Here is a 16,803-nt window from a genome sequence, read left to right on the forward strand (position 1 = left end):
GGTGGTTGTCGGGCGGGCGATAGTGTTGATCGGCGATGACGGATGTGGAGAAGTGGTGTCCGGAGCCGTTGTGGCTGCTGGCGTGTTCGCTGTTGCCCGATGCGCCGCAACGCCACCAGGGCGGGGGTCGGCGCCGGTTGGACGACCGTGCGGTGCTGGCCGCGATCTTGTACGTGCTGCAGACCGGTTGTGCCTGGTCAGCGGTGCCGGCCTCGTTCGGTGTGAGTGCTCCGACGGCGCATCGCCGATTTACGGAGTGGGTCGAGGCGGATGTGTTCGCCCGGCTGCACCAGATGATGCTGGATCTGCTCGGTTCTGCCGGAGCGATCGACTGGTCTCGGGCGTCGGTGGACGCCATGCAGGTCAGGGCGGTAAAAGGGGGGACCTGACCGGTCCCAGTCCGGTCGACCGGGGCAAGCCGGGCTCGAAGATTCACGCGATGAGCGATCGCGGTGGCATCCCGCTGTCGGTGGTCGTCTCCGCGGCCAACCGCAACGACCACCTGACGTTCGAGGCGGTGGTCGATGCGGTCGAGCCGGTCGCCGGGCCGGTCGGACGGCCTCGGCGCCGGCCGCGCAAGCTGCACGCGGACAAGGGCTACGACTATGCGACCTGCCGGAAGGTGCTGCGTCGGCGGGGCATCATTGCTCGGATCGCCCGCCGGGGTATCGAGTCGGCCACACGGCTGGGACGTCATCGGTACGTCGTCGAGCGGACCTTGGAGTGGGTTTCCCGGTTCCGGCGGCTGGCCCGTCGCTACGAGCGCAAGGCCGTCCATTTCCTGGGTTTCACCCAGCTGGCCTGCGCAGTGATCTGCTACCGCCGAGCGGTCAAGCTGGATCTTCTCACCCACGACAACCCCAAATGAGATGCGGTCTAAGGACGAACCCCATGAAGAAGCGCACGATCGCCCTCATCGCGGTCCCGGTGGTGGTCGCCGGAGCGGTCACCGCGGTGCTGCTGACCGCGACCCGCCCCGCGCCACCCGCCGGGGCCGGGCAGCCCGCGACCAACACCGCGCAGGTCGCCGTCCGCGACCTCAGCCGGACCGAGACCATGAACGGCGTCATCGCCTACCGCGACGAACGCGACCTGCCCGCGGCCAAGAGCGGGATCGCCACCACGCTGCCCAACGTCGGCGACACGATCAAGTCCGGCGGCGTGCTGCTGCGCGTCGACGAGCGGCCGGTGGTCCTGTTCAACGGCACCATCCCCGCCTACCGCGACCTCGGCCCCGGCATCACCGACGGACCCGACGTCGCGCAGCTCGAGGAGACCCTGGTCAACCTCGGCTACGGCAAGAAGTCGAGCACCTACCCCGACGCGCACTGGAACTCGGTGACCACCACCGCGCTGAAGAAGTACCAGGAGGACGTCGGCGCGGTCATCGACGGCACCGCCTCCCTCGGCGACATCGTCTTCACCCCCGGCGACGTCCGCGTCGCCAAGCGGAACACCACGATCGGCGCGCCGGTGGTGCCAGGGCAGGCCGTGCTCACCGTTTCGAGCACCGAGCGCCTGGTCACCGTGGACCTCGACCCGGTGAACCGCGACCTGGTCACGATCGACGCCGCGGTCAAGGTCGAACCCCCGAGCGGCGACAAGATCGACGGCACCATCGAGGAAGTCGGCACCGCGCTCGAAGCCGACGCCGAGGGCAAACAGGTCTACAAGCTCAAGGTGAAGCTGGCCGACGCCGCCGCCGGCGAGACTTTCGCCCTCGCGCCGGTGACCGTGCGCTACACGACGGTGGTCGCGCAGCAGGCGCTGACCGTGCCGGTGGCCGCGGTGGTCGGCGTGCCCGGCGGTGGCTACGCCGTCGACGTGCTTCCCGCACAAGGTGGGGCGAGCGTCCGGACCCCGGTCGAACTCGGTGCCTGGGGTGACGGCTTCGTGGTGGTCACCGGTGGCGTGCAGGCGGGCGACAAGGTGGAGGTCCCGAAATGACCAGGCCGGTGCTCGAAATCGTCGACGCGGTGCGTGAATACCCCGGTGTGCCACCGGTTCGCGCGCTCAACGGCGTCAACCTGACCGTGATGCCCGGGGAATGGGTGGCCATCGTCGGACCGTCCGGTTCCGGCAAGTCGACCCTGCTGAACCTGATGGGCGCACTGGACAAGCCGACCTCCGGCTCGGTCCGGATCGACGGCCACGAGGTCGGCAAGCTCAACGACGAGAAGCTTTCCGCGCTGCGTGGCCGCTCGCTCGGCTTCGTGTTCCAGTCCTTCCACCTGCTGCAGAGCCTGAGCGCGCTGGACAACGTGGGCACCGCGTTGATGTACCGCGGCGTCCCGGCAGCCGAACGCCGCCGCCGCGCGGAGTCGGCGCTGACCAGGGTCGGGCTCGGGCACCGGCTCGGCCACCGTCCCTCGCAGTTGTCCGGCGGTGAGAGCCAGCGGGTGGCGATCGCGCGGGCGCTGGTCGGCGATCCGGCTCTGGTGCTGGCCGACGAGCCGACCGGAAACCTGGATTCGCGCAACGGCGAGGAGATCATGCGGTTGTTCGGCGAACTCCACGCCGACGGCGCGACGCTCGTGCTCATCACGCACGACGAGGAGATCGCGCGCGCAGCCCCGCGCCGGGTGCACATCCGCGACGGCCAGATCATCCAGGGGGCACTGGTATGACCATCACCGAGGAAAAACCACCGCGGCTGGAGAAATCCGTGCTGCGCTTCCGGGACGCGGTCGCACTGGGCAAGCTCGGTGTGCTCGGCCGCCGGGGCCGCGCGATGCTGACCGCCGTGGGCATCTCGATCGGCATCGCCGCGATCGTCGCGGTGGTCGGGATCTCCGCTTCTTCGCAGGCGAACCTGTTGCAGGTGCTGGACGATCTCGGCACGAACTACCTGACCGTCAAGCCGGGGCAGTCGTTCAGCAGCGACGAGGACGTCGAACTGCCCGCCGAGTCCGGCGGACGTCTGTCCATTCTGGACCAGGTGCAGGCGGTGTCCACGGTGGCGCAACTCGACGTGACCGTGCGCCGCACCGATCAGATGCCCGCCACCGACACCCGCGGGGTCGTGGTGCTGGCCGCCGAGGCCGACCTGCTGTCCACATTGAACGGCAAGATGGCGTCCGGTCGCTGGCTGGACGCCGGGTTGTCCGGCTACCCGACCGTGGTGCTCGGCACGACCGCCGCGCAGCGCCACGGCGTGGACATCAGCGAAGGCGGGCAGCTGGTCTGGCTCGGTGAACAGTGGTTCGCCGTGGTCGGGGTGCTGCAGGCGATGCCGCTGGCGCCGGAGCTGGACAGCGCGGCGCTCATCGGCACCGACATCGCCACCCAGAAGTTCGGCTACCAGGGCTCACCCACCACGGTCTACGTGCGGGCGAACCCGGACGACATCAACGCGGTCCGCGACGTGGCCGGTGCGACGGCGAATCCGGAGAGCCCGCAGGAGGTCGAGGTGACCCGGCCGTCGGACGCGCTGGAGGCCCGGGCCGCCGCGGACACCGCGTTCACCACGCTGCTGCTCGGCCTCGGTGGGGTCGCGCTGCTCGTCGGTGGCGTCGGCATCGCCAACGTCATGGTGATCTCGGTGCTGGAACGACGCAACGAGATCGGCGTGCGGCGTGCGCTGGGCGCGACCCGGCGGCACGTTCGCTCGCAGTTCCTGGTCGAAGCGCTGGTGCAGGCCGGGCTCGGCGGGTTCGCCGGGGTGCTGCTCGGCGCCGGCGTGACGATCGTCTACGCGCTGGTCATGGGGTGGCCGATCGTGCTGCCGGTGGTCGGCCTGGCGGGTGGCGTGCTGGCCGCGCTGCTGGTCGGCGGCCTGGCGGGGTTGTACCCGGCGAGCCGGGCGGCCCGGCTCGAACCGGCGGAAGCGGTCCGGCCCGCCTGAGTGGTTCAGCGGGTTCCAAGGCGCGTTAAGGCCGGTCCAAGGCTGGATCGGCACAGTCAGGCAACGAAACCAGAAGTCCCATGGAGGTGGACGGCCATGTCGAAGCGGTTGATCAAGGGCGGCGTGCCGGTGCTGGCCCTGCTGTTCGCGTTGACCGCCTGTGGCGGGAGCGACTCGGGCGAGCCGGCGCAGGAGAACAAGACCCAGGACAGCCTGCTGCAGTACGCCCAGTGCATGCGGGACAACGGGGTGCAGCTGGCGGACCCGCAGCCGGGCAGCCCCGGCGCCATGTACGAGGGGGTGGACAAGGAGTCGGCGGCGTTCGTCGCGGCCAACAAGACCTGCGGCCACTTCCTCGACGGGGTGGTGCAGGACCGCCAGAACCAGGACTCCGGCGACCAGGCGCAGCAGGACGAGGAGATGCTCGCGCTGGCGAAGTGCCTGCGGGAGAAGGGCATCGACGTACCGGACCCGGTCCCCGGCTCGGACACCCCGTTCGGCGACAAGCTGGACCGCACCGACCCGGCCACGTCGAAGGCGCTCAAGGACTGCCAGCAGTCGGCCGCGCCGTCACAGGGGTGAGGTCGTGAAGAAGAAGGTCGCGGTCCCGGTGGCGCTGGGCCTGGTGCTCGTCGCCGGGGCCGGGGTGTGGGTGGTCGCCGAAAGCGGCGCCGAGCCCGCGGCTCCGGCCGTGGGCGCGGCGCAGACCGCCGACGTTGCGGTCCGCGACCTGACCCGCACGGAGAAGCTGAACGGGGTGGTCGCCTACCAGGACATGCGCGACCTCTCCGCGGCGCAGAGCGGGGTCATCACCGAGCTGCCGTCCGTCGGCACCGAGCTGACCAGCGGCGAGGTGCTGATGCGGGTCAACGACAAGCCGGTGGTGCTGCTCAACGGCGTGGTGCCGGCCTGGCGGGACCTGAACTCCGCGGTCACCGACGGTCCGGACGTGCACCAGCTGGAAACGGCGTTGCTGGCGCTGGGCTTCGGCAAGCCCGGCGCCGGTTACCCCGACGATGACTGGAGCTCGAAGACCACGAACGCGGTCAAGCAGCTGCAGAAGAAGATCGGCGCCGCGGACGACGGGGTGCTGTCGCTGGGAGAGGTGGTCTTCGCCGAGGGCGATCTGCACATCGCCAAGCTCAACGCGCACGAAGGCGCGATGACCTCGCCGTCGGCGCCGGTGCTCACCGTGCAGAGCACCGATCGCGTGGTCAGCGTCGAACTCGAACCGCTGGACCGCGACCTGATCGAGGTCGGCAAGGCGGTGGAGGTCGAGCTGCCCAGTGGTGACCAGGCGCCCGGCAAGATCGAGTCGGTCAGCACCACGCTGGAGATGAACGCGGACAACAAGGGCGTCTTCAAGGTCACCATCTCGCTCGACGCCCCGGACCAGGTGAACGGGCTGGCGCTGGCGCCGGTGACCGTGCACTACGTGGGAACCGTGGTGCAGCAGGCGCTTTCGGTGCCGGTGTCCTCGGTGATCGGGATGGCCGGTGGCGGGAACGCCGTCGTCGTGGTCGCCCCGGACGGCACCACGAAGCAGGTACCGGTGAAGCTGGGCGAATGGGGCGACGGCTTCGTGCAGGTCACCGGCGACCTCCCCATCGGCACCAAGGTCGAGATCCCGGTGTGACGGGCCCCGCCGACGCTGGGAACCCCGTCCGGCTGAGGCTTCGAACGTGGGACTCGCCTGGCCGCCCCCGCCGGGCGGGTCCTGCCAACGCTATGAGTGGGGCATTACCAGCATCCAATGCAAGTAATGCCCCACTCATAGCATTCAGCCGGGGGTGTTAGGTGGTGGGCGGGTCCCAGGTCCAGTGTTCGACGAGGTCGTTGCACATGTAGATCTGGCCGTCCAGGTCGGCCTGGCCGGTCACCTTGAACATCCGGCTGCCGACCATGCCGGCGTACCGGCCGCTGACGCCGTCGGCCCACATCGCGTGCCATTCGTAGACGTTGCTCAGGGTCAGGTTGTAGACCCCCGAGGTGCGGATGGTGCCGTCGCGGAAGGTGATGGTCTGCTGCACGAACTTCAGCCCGATGTCGTTCGCCGGGTCCTTGAAGGGCGTGTACGAATACCCCTTCGAGATGGCGACGAGCCGGTCGTCCTTGCGGAACTCGGACTTGTAGTGCATCGACGATCCGGCGCCCGGTGGCCATTCGCCGCCGTCACCGGGGGCGGGCCCGTACTCCTCGGTCAGCACCTCGCGGAGGCCGACGTGCACCTCGCAGTCGTTCGGGGGGACGGGGCTGTCGGCGGGGTCCTTGGGTGGCTCGGCCGCCTCGAGCGCGGCCAGCGCGTTGGACTGCTTGTCCGCCAGGGTTTCCTCGGCCTTCGGCTGCTTCGGGTTCCAGTTCCAGTTCTCCTGGAGCCCAGCGCACAGGTACAGCCCGGCGTTCAGGCTCAGCCCCAGTTGCGTGATCTGGAAGGTGCGTGCGCCGACCATGCCCACGTACCGGCCGCTGACGCCCTCCGCGGAGATGTAGTTCCATTCGTTGTAGTTGTTCGGCGTGACGCTGTAGACCCCGGAGGTCCGGATGACCCCGTCGGCGAGTTCGATGGTTTCCTGCGCGTACTGCAGGATCACGTCCTCTTTGTCATCGCGGTAGGGCACATAGGAATAGCCCTTCGAGGTGGCCACCCAGTTGCCCGCCGGGTCGCGGAGCTCGGCCTTGAAGTAGACCTGGTGCCCCACCTGCAGCCTGCTGCCGACCGGCGGATTGGTCGGATCGGGGAAAATCGGGTACTTCTCCACGATCACTTCGGTGAGCGTGTTGTGGTTGACGCAGTCGTGCGGCACGCCGGTCGCCGTGCTCGCGCCCGCGGTCGCCGGAACGGCCAGCGAAGCCACGATGAACGACCCCGTCACCAGCGCGAGCAGGCTCCTGCGCCGTCGCGCCTTCTTGCGGAAAATGTGCATGATTCTCCTTTCGGCGGACCGAGGCTAGGAGCGGGCGCTAAACCGTGTCTTAGGCCGGAATATTCCGCCCCGGCCGGTCCATAGGGGAGTAACAGGGGGCTTGGGGGCGACGGTCCGGACTGGCATGGTCTAGGCGCTGCCCGGTAAGTCAAGGTCGCGCTCTCCGCGCCCAAGTGGCCCCTGGCGGCACGGGCGAGTTCGGCCGAGTACGGCCAGTACGAGGCCGAATCGCCCGCACCGCCAGGAACCACCTGGATCACGAAGCCCATCGACCAGACTCACCGGACAGCGCCTAGGCGCTGTCCGCACGCGCTCGCGTGGGAGAAGAGGGAGACCATGACCAGATCCAGAACGGCTCGACGGCGCCCGGTCGCCTGGGTGATCCCGGTGGTGTGCGCACTGCTCGCGGTGCTGGCTCCCGCCTCCGCCGTGAGCAACCCAGCCGCGAGCACCCCGGGCGTCGACCCGGCCGCCGGTGCGGACTGGCCGACGTGGACCAAGGACGCCAGGGGGAGCAGGCACAACGCCGCCGAGCGGCGGATCAACGCGTACACAGTGGACGATCTGAAGGTCAAGTGGGCGCACGCCTTCCCGCGTGGCTCCGGGCAGACCCTGCGCAGTCAGCCCGCGGTGGTCGGCGACCGGATGTACTTCGGTGGCCCGGACGGGCTTTTCTATTCACTGGACTCGAAAACCGGCCAGACACTGTGGACCTTCAACCTGAGCACAGTGGACCCGGCGGTCGGGCTGGCCAAGATGGTGCGTGACAGCCCGTCCGTCGCGAATGGACGGGTCTACTTCGGAGACGGCCGTGGTTACCTGTACGCGCTGAACCAGCAGACCGGCGCGCTCGAATGGTCCAAGCGGCTCGACACGAACCCCTCCGCCCGGCTCACCAGCTCCCCGATCCACTTCGACGGCCGCATCTACGTCGGCGTCGCCAGCGCGGACAACGCCGGCGGGGTCGACTCGGCGTGCTGCACCTTCCGCGGTCACGTCGACGCGCTCGACGCGCAGACCGGCGAGCTGGTTTGGCGCTACTACACGGTTCCCGAGCCGAAAGCGGTCGGCACCTGGCCCAGTGGCGCGATCCACTGGTCGCCGTCGGGCGCCGGTGTGTGGAGTTCCCCGGTGATCGACCCGGTCACGCGCACGCTGTACGTGGGCACCGGGCAGAACTACACCGGCACCGAGGGCGACTCCGACTCGGTGCTCGCGCTCGACGTGCACACCGGTGCCGTCCGGTGGAAGAACCAGCTGACCCACCCCGACACCTGGCGCGTGCTGTGCGCCGACCCGAAGGCCCCGCCGGGGTACTGCCCCGGACTGGAGGACGACTCCGCGCTGGACTTCGACATCGGCACCGCGCCCAACGTCTTCACCGTCAAGGGCCGCACCTACGTCGGCGTCGGGCAGAAGAGCGGGGTCTACCACGTGCTCGACACGCAGACCGGCGCGATCGTCTGGCAGCGCCAGCTCTCCTCCGGGGACACCACCTACTCCGAATCCGGCATCCAGTGGGGCGCCAGCTACGACGGCGAACGCCTCTACGTGGCCACCAACCAGGGCAACCCGGGTGCGCTGCACGCACTGGACCCGGAGACCGGCGCGCTGCTGTGGACCACGCCGAACCCGGCCGACGGCTGCTCGTGGGGTGGTGCGGCACTGGCCCCGGCCAGTTGCCTGCTGGCCCACGCGCCGGCGGTGAGCAGCAGCCCTGGCGTCGTCTACGAAGGCAGCTCGGACGGCAAGATCCGGGCCTACCGGGCACGGGACGGCAAGGTGCTCTGGCAGTTCGACACGATCCAGGACTTCCAGGGGGTCAACGGGCTGGTCGGCCGGGGTGGCGGACTGGCGGCGGCCGGTGGCGCGGTGGTCTCCGACGGCATGCTCTACGTGATGTCGGGTTTCCGCCCGCTCTACCCGAGCGACAAGGGATTCGTGCTGCTGGCCTTCGGCCGCTGACTTCCGCCGAACGGGAAAAAGGGCGGTGAGCAACGGTGCTCACCGCCCGGCCCGCCCCCGCGTTATTCGGCGACGTAGGTGCGCCCGGTCCATTCGAAGACCCGCAGCGGACGGCCCGCGTGCAGTTCGGTCTCGGTGGTCGGGCGGAAGTGCTCGTAACGATTCCCGTTCACCAGTTTCAACGGGAGCTCCTCGTCGGGCACGCGGTGGAAGCGCGGGTTTCCGCCTGGTAACGCGAGCGGTCCGCCGCGCAGCACCACGTTGGGTCCGATATCACTCATGGGCACCGTCCTTTCCCCGGATGGTTTCGCTGGGTGACGATTCATCGTCGGGACCCCGGCTAAAGCAGCGCTTTCCCGGTGCTTGCCCACCCCGCGCGGGGGCGGCCCAGGGGAGTGCCGGTCGGTGCGTAGGGGGCGGTTTCACGAGGCGGTTAGGGGCTTGGGTGATCCTTCGAACAGTGGCAAAGTCGCTTTCACCGGCATTGACAACGACCCGGTCGGGGGAAGACGAGTCACCGGAGGGCAAGTTGAGATACGAAATCCTGGGCAGACTCAGAGTGGTCGACGACGAGGGTTCCACTTCGCTGACCGCTCGCAAGATGGAAACGCTGCTGGCCGTCCTGCTGGGCCGGGCGGACCAGGTGGTCACCACCGATCAGCTCATCGCGGAGATCTGGGGGGATCGCCCGCCGCAGCGCGTGAACGCCGCGCTGCACGTCTACATTTCGCAGTTGCGCAAGTTCCTGGACCGGCCGGGGCGCCCGGCCAGCCCGATCGTCACCCGCCAGCAGGGCTACCTACTGCACTTGGGGGAGGACACGCTGGACGTCAACGACTTCCAGCGCCTGGTGAACCGCGGCCGCGAGGCGGCGCAGCGGGGACGCCACGAGGAAGCCGTCGCGCACTTCGAGGGGGCGCTGTCGCTGTGGCGCGGCCGCGCGCTCAACGACGTGCAGGACGGGCCGATCCTCTACTGGTACGTGACCTGGCTGGAAGAGGCCCGGCTGGAGTGCGTGGAGATGCTCAACGACGCCTACCTGGTGCTGAGCAGGCACCGCGAGGTGGTCGGCAGGCTGTACGTGCTGACCGGGGAGCACCCGCTGCGGGAGTCGTTCTACCGGCAGCTGATGCTGGCGCTGTTCCGCTCGGAGCGGCAGGCCGACGCGCTGAAGGTCTACCAGCACGCCCGTGAGCGGCTCAACGCCGAGCTGGGCCTGGAGCCGTGCCGTCCGCTGCGGGAACTGCAGGGCGCGATCCTGCGTGGCGACGAACTGCTCAAGCACACCGTCGCTTAAGTCCGTTGTAGACAGTCGAGGAGCCGGTCCACGTCGGTGCCGTCGTTGTAGTGGACGATGCTCGCGCGGACCGCGCTGCCGGCGTCGCGGATGCCGAGGGCGCCGGTGAGCTCCCAGGCGTAGTTGTGCCCGTTCCACACGTTGACCTTGGCGGCGGCGAGGGTTTCCGCCGTCTGGCGCGGGGTCTGGCCGTCGATGGTGAAGTAGGCGACCGCGGTGCGGCGCTGGGGCGCACCGTGCAGGGTGACGCCGGGGATTTCACGCAGGCCGTCGAGCAACCGGGCGAAGAGCCGTTGTTCGTGGTCTTCCGCGGCGGTCATCGAGGCGAGCAGCCGTTCGCGGCGAGTGCCCGTCGCGTCCGTGAGCCCGGCGAGGTGCTCGACGGCGGCGGTCACCCCGGCCAGGTCGGCGAAGGGCAGCGTGCCGGTCTCGAAGCGGTTGGGCACGTCGTCGCTGGACGAAGCGAGTTTGTCGGGGCGCAGGGTGTCCAGCAGCGCGGGGTCGGCGACGACCGCGCCGACGTGCGGGCCGCACCACTTGTAGGCGCTGGTCGCGTAGAAGTCGGCGCCGAGCGCGGTGCGGTCGGTGGGGCCGTGCGGGGTGGCGTGGACGCCGTCGACGTAGGTGAGCGCGCCGGCGTTGTGCGCCGCGGCGGTGATCGAGGCGACGTCCGGCCGGGTGCCGAGCACGTTGCTCGCCGCGGTGACCGCGACCAGGCGGGTGCGTTCGGAGAGCAGTGCGTCGAACTGGCCGGTGGGCAGGTCACCGGTGGCGCGGTCGACGTCCGCCCACTTCACCGTGGCACCGGCCTTTTCGGCGGCCTGGACCCAGGGGCGGACGTTGGCGTCGTGGTCGAGCCGGGTGACGACGACCTCGTCCCCCGGTTGCCAGCCGGTCGCCAGCGTGTTCGCCAGGCGGTAGGTGAGCGTGGTCATGTTGGCGCCGAGGATGACGCCGCCGGGGTCGCCGCCGACCAGGTCGGCGACCGCCTGCCGGGCGTTCGCCACGATCTCGTCGGCGCGGTGGCTGGCCGGAAAGGCACCACCGACGTTGCCGATGCCGCGGCGGTAGGTGCCCGCGATCGCGTCGATCACGCTCGCCGGGACCTGGGTGCCGGCGGCGCCGTCGAGGTAGGCGTGGCCGTCCTGGAGCGCGGGGAACTCGGCGCGCTTCATGCGAGCGCCTGGTAGGCCGAGGTCCAGAAGTCGCGGTAGGGCTTGCTGTGGTCGGGGAAGTCGGCGCGCTGGGTGAGTAGGACGCCGACCAGGTCCTCGGCGGGATCGGTGGCCCACGAGGTGCCCAGCCCGCCGTCCCAGCCGAAGCGGCCGGGGGTCTCGTAGATGTTGTCGCGCCGGGTGGTGACGGCGACGCCGAAGCCCCAGCCGCGGTTGTCGAAGTACCCGGGAAAGAAGCCGGATTCGGCTTTCTGCCGGGGAGTCAGGTGATCGGCGGTCATCGTGGTGACGGAGGCGCGGGAAAGCAGGTCGTTGCCGAGGAACGAGCGGCCGAACGCCAGCAGGTCGTCGGCCGTCGAGACCAGTCCGGCCGCGGCGGAGGGGAAGACGGGTGGCCTGCTCCAGGAACCGTCGATCTCGTCGTAGACCTCGAGTTCGCCGGTCTGAAGGTTGGGCATGTAGCTGACGACGAAGCGGTCGAGCTTCCCGGCCGGCACGCTGAACGCCGTGTCGACCATGCCGAGCGGGCCGAAGACGCGCTCGGACAGGAAGGTTTCGAGGTCCTGGCCGGAGGCGCGGGCGAGGAGCGCGCCGAGGATGTCCGAGCCGGTGTTGTACAGCCAGCGGGTGCCGGGCTGGTGCATGAGGGGGAGTTCGCCGAGCTTCTTGAGCCACTGGTCGACGGTGAGCTGGGTCATCGGTTTCGGCGGGCCGGCGGTCCGCAGTTCGGCGGCGGCCTCGTTGATCGGGGAGTCGCCGGGGAGCATGCCGATGCCGTTGCGGAAGGTGAGGAGGTCACGCAAGGTGATCTCGCGGTGGGCCGGGGTGGTGCGGTCGAGCGGTCCGGCGGGGTCTTCGAGGACCCGCGGGTTGGCCAGCTCGGGCAGGAACTCGGTGACGGGATCGTCCAAGCGGAGTACGCACTCCTCCACCAGCACCATCGCCCCGGCCGCGGCGATCGGCTTGGTCATCGAGCTGATCCGGAAGATGGTGTCGCGCTTGACGTTCCCGACGACGTCGACGTGCACCTCGTCGCCACTGCTCAGCAGGGTGACCGCGCCGGGAAGCAGCCCGGAGTCGACGTGACGGGCCATGGCGTGATGGACCCGGTCGAGGCGGTGCCGCACGAACCTGCTCATCCGGCGAGCTTAGGCCGCGGATGATCGACCCGCCAGGAGTCTGCGTGCCCTGCGTGCCTGGCTTCGTTCGGGTGGCAGCTCGCGGTCGTCAGGGAGGGCTCCCGGGTTGGGTGGCTACCGTGGTCGGATGGGCGACAAATGGGCGGAACGCCGGGAGGCCAGGCGGGCCGGTGACCCCCCGGTGTCCGGGGAACTGCGCGAGGGCTGGGTGTGGGGGCCGGAGCGGCCCCGGAGCCTGCGGATCGCGTTCGTGTTGTGGATGGTGCTGGGGATACCGCTGGTCATCGGGATCGTCGGCATCGTGATCGTGTTCGCGGCGATCAACCTCCGCGCGGGATACCGCGGCGCCCGGGTGTGGCTGACCGTCCTCTTCGGGTTGAGCGTCCTGCAGTTCGTCGGCGGGCTCGTGGTGATCATCGCGCTGGGCGTCCGCGGCGAGCTCGACAGCGCGCTGCCGCTCCTGCTCCTGGTGCCCGCGGGCATCGCGACCGCGGCGATGATCGCGACCTGGCACCCGGACACCACCGCGTACCTGCGGGAGTTACGAGAGCTCGGCGAGCGCGTCGCCTAGGTGCGTGATCACCGCAGCCAGGGTCGGCTGGTCGTAGATGGCCACGGGCGGGATCTGCACCCCCGATGCCGCCTGCAGCCGGTTGCTCAGCTCCAGCGCGGTGAACGACGAGAACCCGTGGTCCAGCAGGCTGTCCTCCACGCCGATCGCCTCCGCGCTGGCGTGTCCCAGCACGTCCGCGGCGTGGAACCGCACCAGTTCGGTCACCAGCTGCTCCCGTTCGGTGCCGGTCGCGGTCAGCAGCCGGTTGTCCGCGGGGACCACCGGGGCCACCAGGTCCAGTTCGGCGACCACATCCGGGGCCGAAGCGCCCTGGCGCAGGACCAGGCCGACCGCCTGCGGGCCCGGCAGGTCCCAGGCGATCGCCGCCGACGGGACGGGCCGGCTGCGGGCCCAGGCCGTCGCGTAGGACTGGGCTGGTGACGGCGTGCGCGTGGTGAACACGAAGAACGTGGCTTCGAGGCTCTCCAGGGCTTGCAGCCGTTCGCGGACGGCGTCGACCGTCTCGTCCGAGCCGACCACCTCGACGACAGTGGAAACCGCCGAAGCCTCCGTGACCACCTCAACCCCTTGAGCACGGAACCAGCGAGCCGCCTGCGTGCTCAACGCATCCGAACCGCGGATCAGTACGGGACCGTCCGGTTGCCGGCCGGAGGCGAGGTCCGCCCGTTCCAGCCGCTCGGCGAACACTTCCGAACCGCGAATGGCCAGCCGTGCTTCGGAAACCTCGGACCGCAGCAGGTCCACCAGCCGCGTCCACTCCTGCTCAGTGGGAACCGCGGGCAGGTCGACCAAATGTTCCGGGGTCAGGCCCCGGAACTGGGCTTGGTCGGGTGAAGCCGGACCGTCGACCGGCGCTCCACCGGTGGTCACGAGCCACACTGGGGCGTCGAACTCGCCTCCCGGATCACCGACGGACAGCACGCCGGTCAGCGGCTCCCCGGGCTCGGTGACCACGTGTGCCCCCTGTGCCCGAAGCAGGTCACGTAGCTCGTCCGAGCCGAGCACCAGCCACGTGCCCAAGGAGGAACTGGTGGCAATTGTCCTCAGTGGACGCCAGGCGACTCGGTACGACCACTCGGCTTGCCGTGTCCAAGCGGTGAGCGCGGCTCGCTGGTCCTCGGTCAGGCCGAGCGCCTCCGCCGCGGCGGTCAGGTCGAACTGCGTGGACCGCGTTTCCGGGTCCAGCCAGTACCGCGACCGCTGGAACGCGTAGGTCGGCAGGTCGACCCGCTTCGCCCCGGTGAAGCCGGCCGTCCAGTCCACCGGCACACCCCGCACGTGTGCCTTCGCCAGCGCGGTGACCAGCGTGCGCGGTTCCGGCCGCCGTGACGTCAGCGCCGGGATGATGGAGCCCGGCTCCGCCTCCGGCACACAGGCCTGGGCGGCGGGCGTGAGCACGGCATCCGGCCCGATTTCGAGGAACGTGCGCACCCCGGAAGCCTGCAACGTCCGCATCCCGTCGTGGAACCGCACCGGCTGACGGACCTGCCGCACCCAGTACTCCGGTGAGGTCAGCTCTTCGGCAGGCTGACCGGTCACAGTGGACACCACCGGAATGCGCGGCGCCGAATAGCTCAGCCCACGAGCCACCCGAAGGTATTCGTCCAGCATCGAGTCCAGGTGTGCCGAGTGGAAGGCGTGGCTGACGGTAAGCCGCTTGGTCCGGACTCCGCGTGCCTTGAATTCGGCACCGATGGCCAGCACCGGTTCGGCGTCCCCCGCGAGCACCACCGCGTTCGGCCCGTTCACTGCGGCCAGACTGACCGAATCGCTCAAAGAGGGAAGAACCGCCGACTCCGGGGCTTCGATGGCGACCATGGCGCCATCGTCACGGGCACCTTCCATCAGCCGACCGCGAGCCGCCACCAAGGTGCAAGCATCCTCAAGGGACAGAACTCCGGCGATGTGTGCCGCGGTCACTTCGCCGATGGAATGACCAGCCACAAAGGACGGGACGATGCCGTACGACTCGACCAGCCGGTACAAAGCCGTCTCCAACGCGAAAAGCGCGGCCTGCGTGTACGCGGTCCGGTCCAGCAGCGCCGCCTCCGGCGTGCGCGGCTCGGCGAACATGATCGGCAACAGCGGCCGGTCCAGCCGGCCGTCGAGCAGTGCGCAGACCCGGTCCAGTTCGCGGGTGAAGACCGGGTACGTCTCATACAGCTGACGGCCCATGCCCGGCCGCTGGCTGCCCTGGCCGGTGAACAGGAACGCGGTCCGGCCGCCGGAAGCCTGCCCGTGCACCAGGTTCGTCGCGGGCGTGCCATGCGCGAGGCCGGACAGGCCCTTGACCAGTTCCTCCTGCCGGTCCCCGAAGACCACGGCCCGATGCGGGAACGAAGTACGCGAGACCGCCAGCGAATGCCCGACATCGGCCACGTTCAGCCCGGGGTGCAGCGTGAGGTGGTTCAGCAGGCGCTCGGCCTGCCCCTTCAACGCGGCGGGCGACTTCGCCGAGAGCACCCACGGCACGGGACCCGGCGCCACGCACGGCTCACCGGCCGGTTCGTCCGACGGCGCCTGCTCCAGGATCACGTGTGCGTTGGTCCCGCTGATGCCGAACGACGACACCCCGGCCCGGCGCGGATGCCCGTTCTGCTGCCACTTCGCAGGTTCGGTCAGCAGGGTGACCGCGCCCGAATCCCAGTCCACCAGCGGGTTCGGCTCGTCCACGTGCAGTGTGCGCGGCAGCTCGCCGTGCCGCATCGCCATGAGCATCTTGATCACGCCCGCGACCCCGGCCGCGGCCTGCGTGTGCCCGATGTTCGACTTGACCGACCCCAGGTACAGCGGCTTCTCACCCCGCGACTTCCCGTACGTGGCCAGCAAAGCCTGCGCCTCGATCGGGTCGCCGAGTGTCGTGCCCGTGCCGTGTGCTTCGACGGCGTCCACTTCGGAGGGTGCGACGCGAGCGTTCTCCAGTGCCTGCCGGATCACCCGCTCCTGCGACGGTCCGTTCGGGGCGGTCAAGCCGTTGGAAGCGCCATCCTGGTTGACCGCGGTGCCACGGACCAGGCCGAGCACCTGGTGCCCGTTCCGCCGAGCGTCGGAAAGCCGCTCCAGCAGCAGGAGCCCGGCGCCCTCGGCGAAACCGGTGCCGTCCGCCGCCGCGGCGAACGACTTGCACCGGCCATCTGCGGACAGCCCGCGCTGCCGGTCGAACTCGGTGAACACCATCGGCGTGGCCATCACCGTCACCCCGCCGGCCAGCGCCAGCGAACAGTCGCCGTTGCGCAGGGCCTGTGCCGCCAGGTGCAGCGCGACCAGCGAAGACGAGCACGCGGTGTCGATCGTGACGGCCGGGCCCTCCAGCCCGAAGGTGTAGGCGACGCGGCCCGAGGCGATGCTGCCCGCGCTGCCGTTGCCGAGGTAGCTCTCGTACCCCTTCGGCGCGCGATCCTGCAGGCGGCTGCCGTAGTCGCTGTACATCACGCCGGTGAACACGCCGGTACTGCTGCCGCGCAAGGCGTCGGCGTCGAATCCGGCGCGCTCGAAGGCTTCCCACGCGACCTCCAGCAGCAGTCGTTGCTGCGGATCGATCGCGGGCGCTTCACGGGGTGAGACGCCGAAGAAACCGGGGTCGAAGTCGGCGGCTTCGTAGAGGAAACCACCCGCGTGCGGACGGTCCCCCCGATCCGGATCGGCGTCGTAGACATCGGCGGGCCAGCCGCGATCGGCCGGGAAGTCCGAGATGGCGTCCCGGCCCGAAGCGACCAGCTCCCACAGGTCCTCCGGCGAGCCGACCCCGTGCGGGTACCGGCAGCTCATCGACACCACGGCGATCGGCTCGCGGGCCCGTTCCTCCAGGTCGAGCAGCTGCCCGCGGGTGCGGTCGAGGTCGGTGGTCACCCATTTCAGGTAGTCGAGCAGCTTCTGCTCGGTCGG

General features: G+C 69.8%; 13 protein-coding genes and 1 pseudogene. 9 read left to right on the top strand and 5 right to left on the bottom strand.

The features are described from left to right. Window positions 1-35 precede the first annotated feature (35 nt). The 6 genes from JOM49_RS13350 (at window position 36) to JOM49_RS13375 (ending at window position 5,480) form a co-directional block, all read left to right on the top strand. A protein-coding gene (locus JOM49_RS13350) for an IS5 family transposase (protein ID WP_245369318.1) occupies window positions 36-868 on the top strand; the annotation gives its coding sequence in 2 pieces (ribosomal slippage) (window positions 36-372 and window positions 372-868; 834 coding nt in all). A 23-nt stretch (window positions 869-891) separates the two neighbouring features. Then, window positions 892-1,947: an RND family efflux transporter gene (locus JOM49_RS13355; RefSeq protein ID WP_209664615.1), complete on the top strand. Its 1,056-nt coding sequence runs from the start codon at window positions 892-894 to the stop codon at window positions 1,945-1,947. Continuing rightward, window positions 1,944-2,627: an ABC transporter ATP-binding protein gene (locus JOM49_RS13360; protein WP_209664616.1), complete on the top strand. Its 684-nt coding sequence runs from the start codon at window positions 1,944-1,946 to the stop codon at window positions 2,625-2,627. The genes JOM49_RS13355 and JOM49_RS13360 overlap by 4 nt, the downstream gene beginning before the upstream one ends. Further along, window positions 2,624-3,844, top strand: a complete 1,221-nt coding sequence (locus JOM49_RS13365; protein ID WP_209664617.1) for an ABC transporter permease — start codon at window positions 2,624-2,626, stop codon at window positions 3,842-3,844. Before JOM49_RS13360 ends, JOM49_RS13365 begins: the two co-directional genes overlap by 4 nt. Before the next feature lie 96 nt (window positions 3,845-3,940). Next, window positions 3,941-4,426 carry a hypothetical protein gene (locus JOM49_RS13370; RefSeq protein ID WP_209664618.1) on the top strand — a complete coding sequence of 162 codons (486 nt, stop codon included), beginning with the start codon at window positions 3,941-3,943 and terminating at the stop codon, window positions 4,424-4,426. Between the two features lie 4 nt (window positions 4,427-4,430). Next, window positions 4,431-5,480: an efflux RND transporter periplasmic adaptor subunit gene (locus JOM49_RS13375; protein WP_209664619.1), complete on the top strand. Its 1,050-nt coding sequence runs from the start codon at window positions 4,431-4,433 to the stop codon at window positions 5,478-5,480. 157 nt (window positions 5,481-5,637) lie between these two features. Here JOM49_RS13375 and JOM49_RS13380 read toward each other — a convergent pair whose 3' ends face one another. Further along, the gene (locus JOM49_RS13380; protein ID WP_209664620.1) at window positions 5,638-6,768 is read right to left on the bottom strand and encodes an allene oxide cyclase barrel-like domain-containing protein; all 1,131 of its coding nucleotides are present in this window, start codon (window positions 6,766-6,768) and stop codon (window positions 5,638-5,640) included. A gap of 336 nt (window positions 6,769-7,104) precedes the next feature. Between JOM49_RS13380 and JOM49_RS13385 the strand changes: the two genes are divergently transcribed. Next, window positions 7,105-8,733 (top strand): outer membrane protein assembly factor BamB family protein, encoded by a 1,629-nt coding sequence (locus tag JOM49_RS13385; protein ID WP_209664621.1) that lies wholly within the window; start codon window positions 7,105-7,107, stop codon window positions 8,731-8,733. Window positions 8,734-8,795: 62 nt separating this feature from the next. On the opposite strand, the gene JOM49_RS13390 is transcribed toward JOM49_RS13385, so the two are convergent. Next, window positions 8,796-9,014: a DUF5988 family protein gene (locus JOM49_RS13390; protein WP_209664622.1), complete on the bottom strand. Its 219-nt coding sequence runs from the start codon at window positions 9,012-9,014 to the stop codon at window positions 8,796-8,798. Between the two features lie 248 nt (window positions 9,015-9,262). Here JOM49_RS13390 and JOM49_RS13395 point away from each other — a divergent pair, with 248 nt between their 5' ends. Continuing rightward, window positions 9,263-10,030: an AfsR/SARP family transcriptional regulator gene (locus JOM49_RS13395; protein WP_245369319.1), complete on the top strand. Its 768-nt coding sequence runs from the start codon at window positions 9,263-9,265 to the stop codon at window positions 10,028-10,030. Here JOM49_RS13395 and JOM49_RS13400 read toward each other — a convergent pair. Beyond that, complete coding sequence (locus JOM49_RS13400) at window positions 10,027-11,205, bottom strand: cysteine desulfurase-like protein (protein ID WP_209664623.1); 1,179 nt, start codon at window positions 11,203-11,205, stop codon at window positions 10,027-10,029. The two genes, JOM49_RS13395 and JOM49_RS13400, sit on opposite strands and share 4 nt — an antisense overlap. Then, entirely contained in the window at window positions 11,202-12,344 is a 1,143-nt protein-coding gene (locus tag JOM49_RS13405) for a serine hydrolase domain-containing protein (protein ID WP_245369320.1), read from the bottom strand. The genes JOM49_RS13400 and JOM49_RS13405 overlap by 4 nt, the downstream gene beginning before the upstream one ends. Window positions 12,345-12,471: 127 nt before the next feature. On the opposite strand from JOM49_RS13405, the gene JOM49_RS13410 reads away from it, so the two are divergent. Further along, entirely contained in the window at window positions 12,472-12,915 is a 444-nt protein-coding gene (locus JOM49_RS13410) for a hypothetical protein (protein ID WP_209664624.1), read from the top strand. On the opposite strand, the pseudogene JOM49_RS13415 reads toward JOM49_RS13410, so the two are convergent. Then, window positions 12,886-16,767, bottom strand: a pseudogene (locus tag JOM49_RS13415) (type I polyketide synthase); the annotation flags it as partial. The gene JOM49_RS13410 and the pseudogene JOM49_RS13415 sit on opposite strands and share 30 nt — an antisense overlap. Window positions 16,768-16,803: the final 36 nt, after the last annotated feature.

Origin of the sequence: Amycolatopsis magusensis, from assembly GCF_017875555.1 — a bacterium.
GTDB classification, from domain to species: Bacteria; Actinomycetota; Actinomycetes; order Mycobacteriales; family Pseudonocardiaceae; genus Amycolatopsis; species Amycolatopsis magusensis.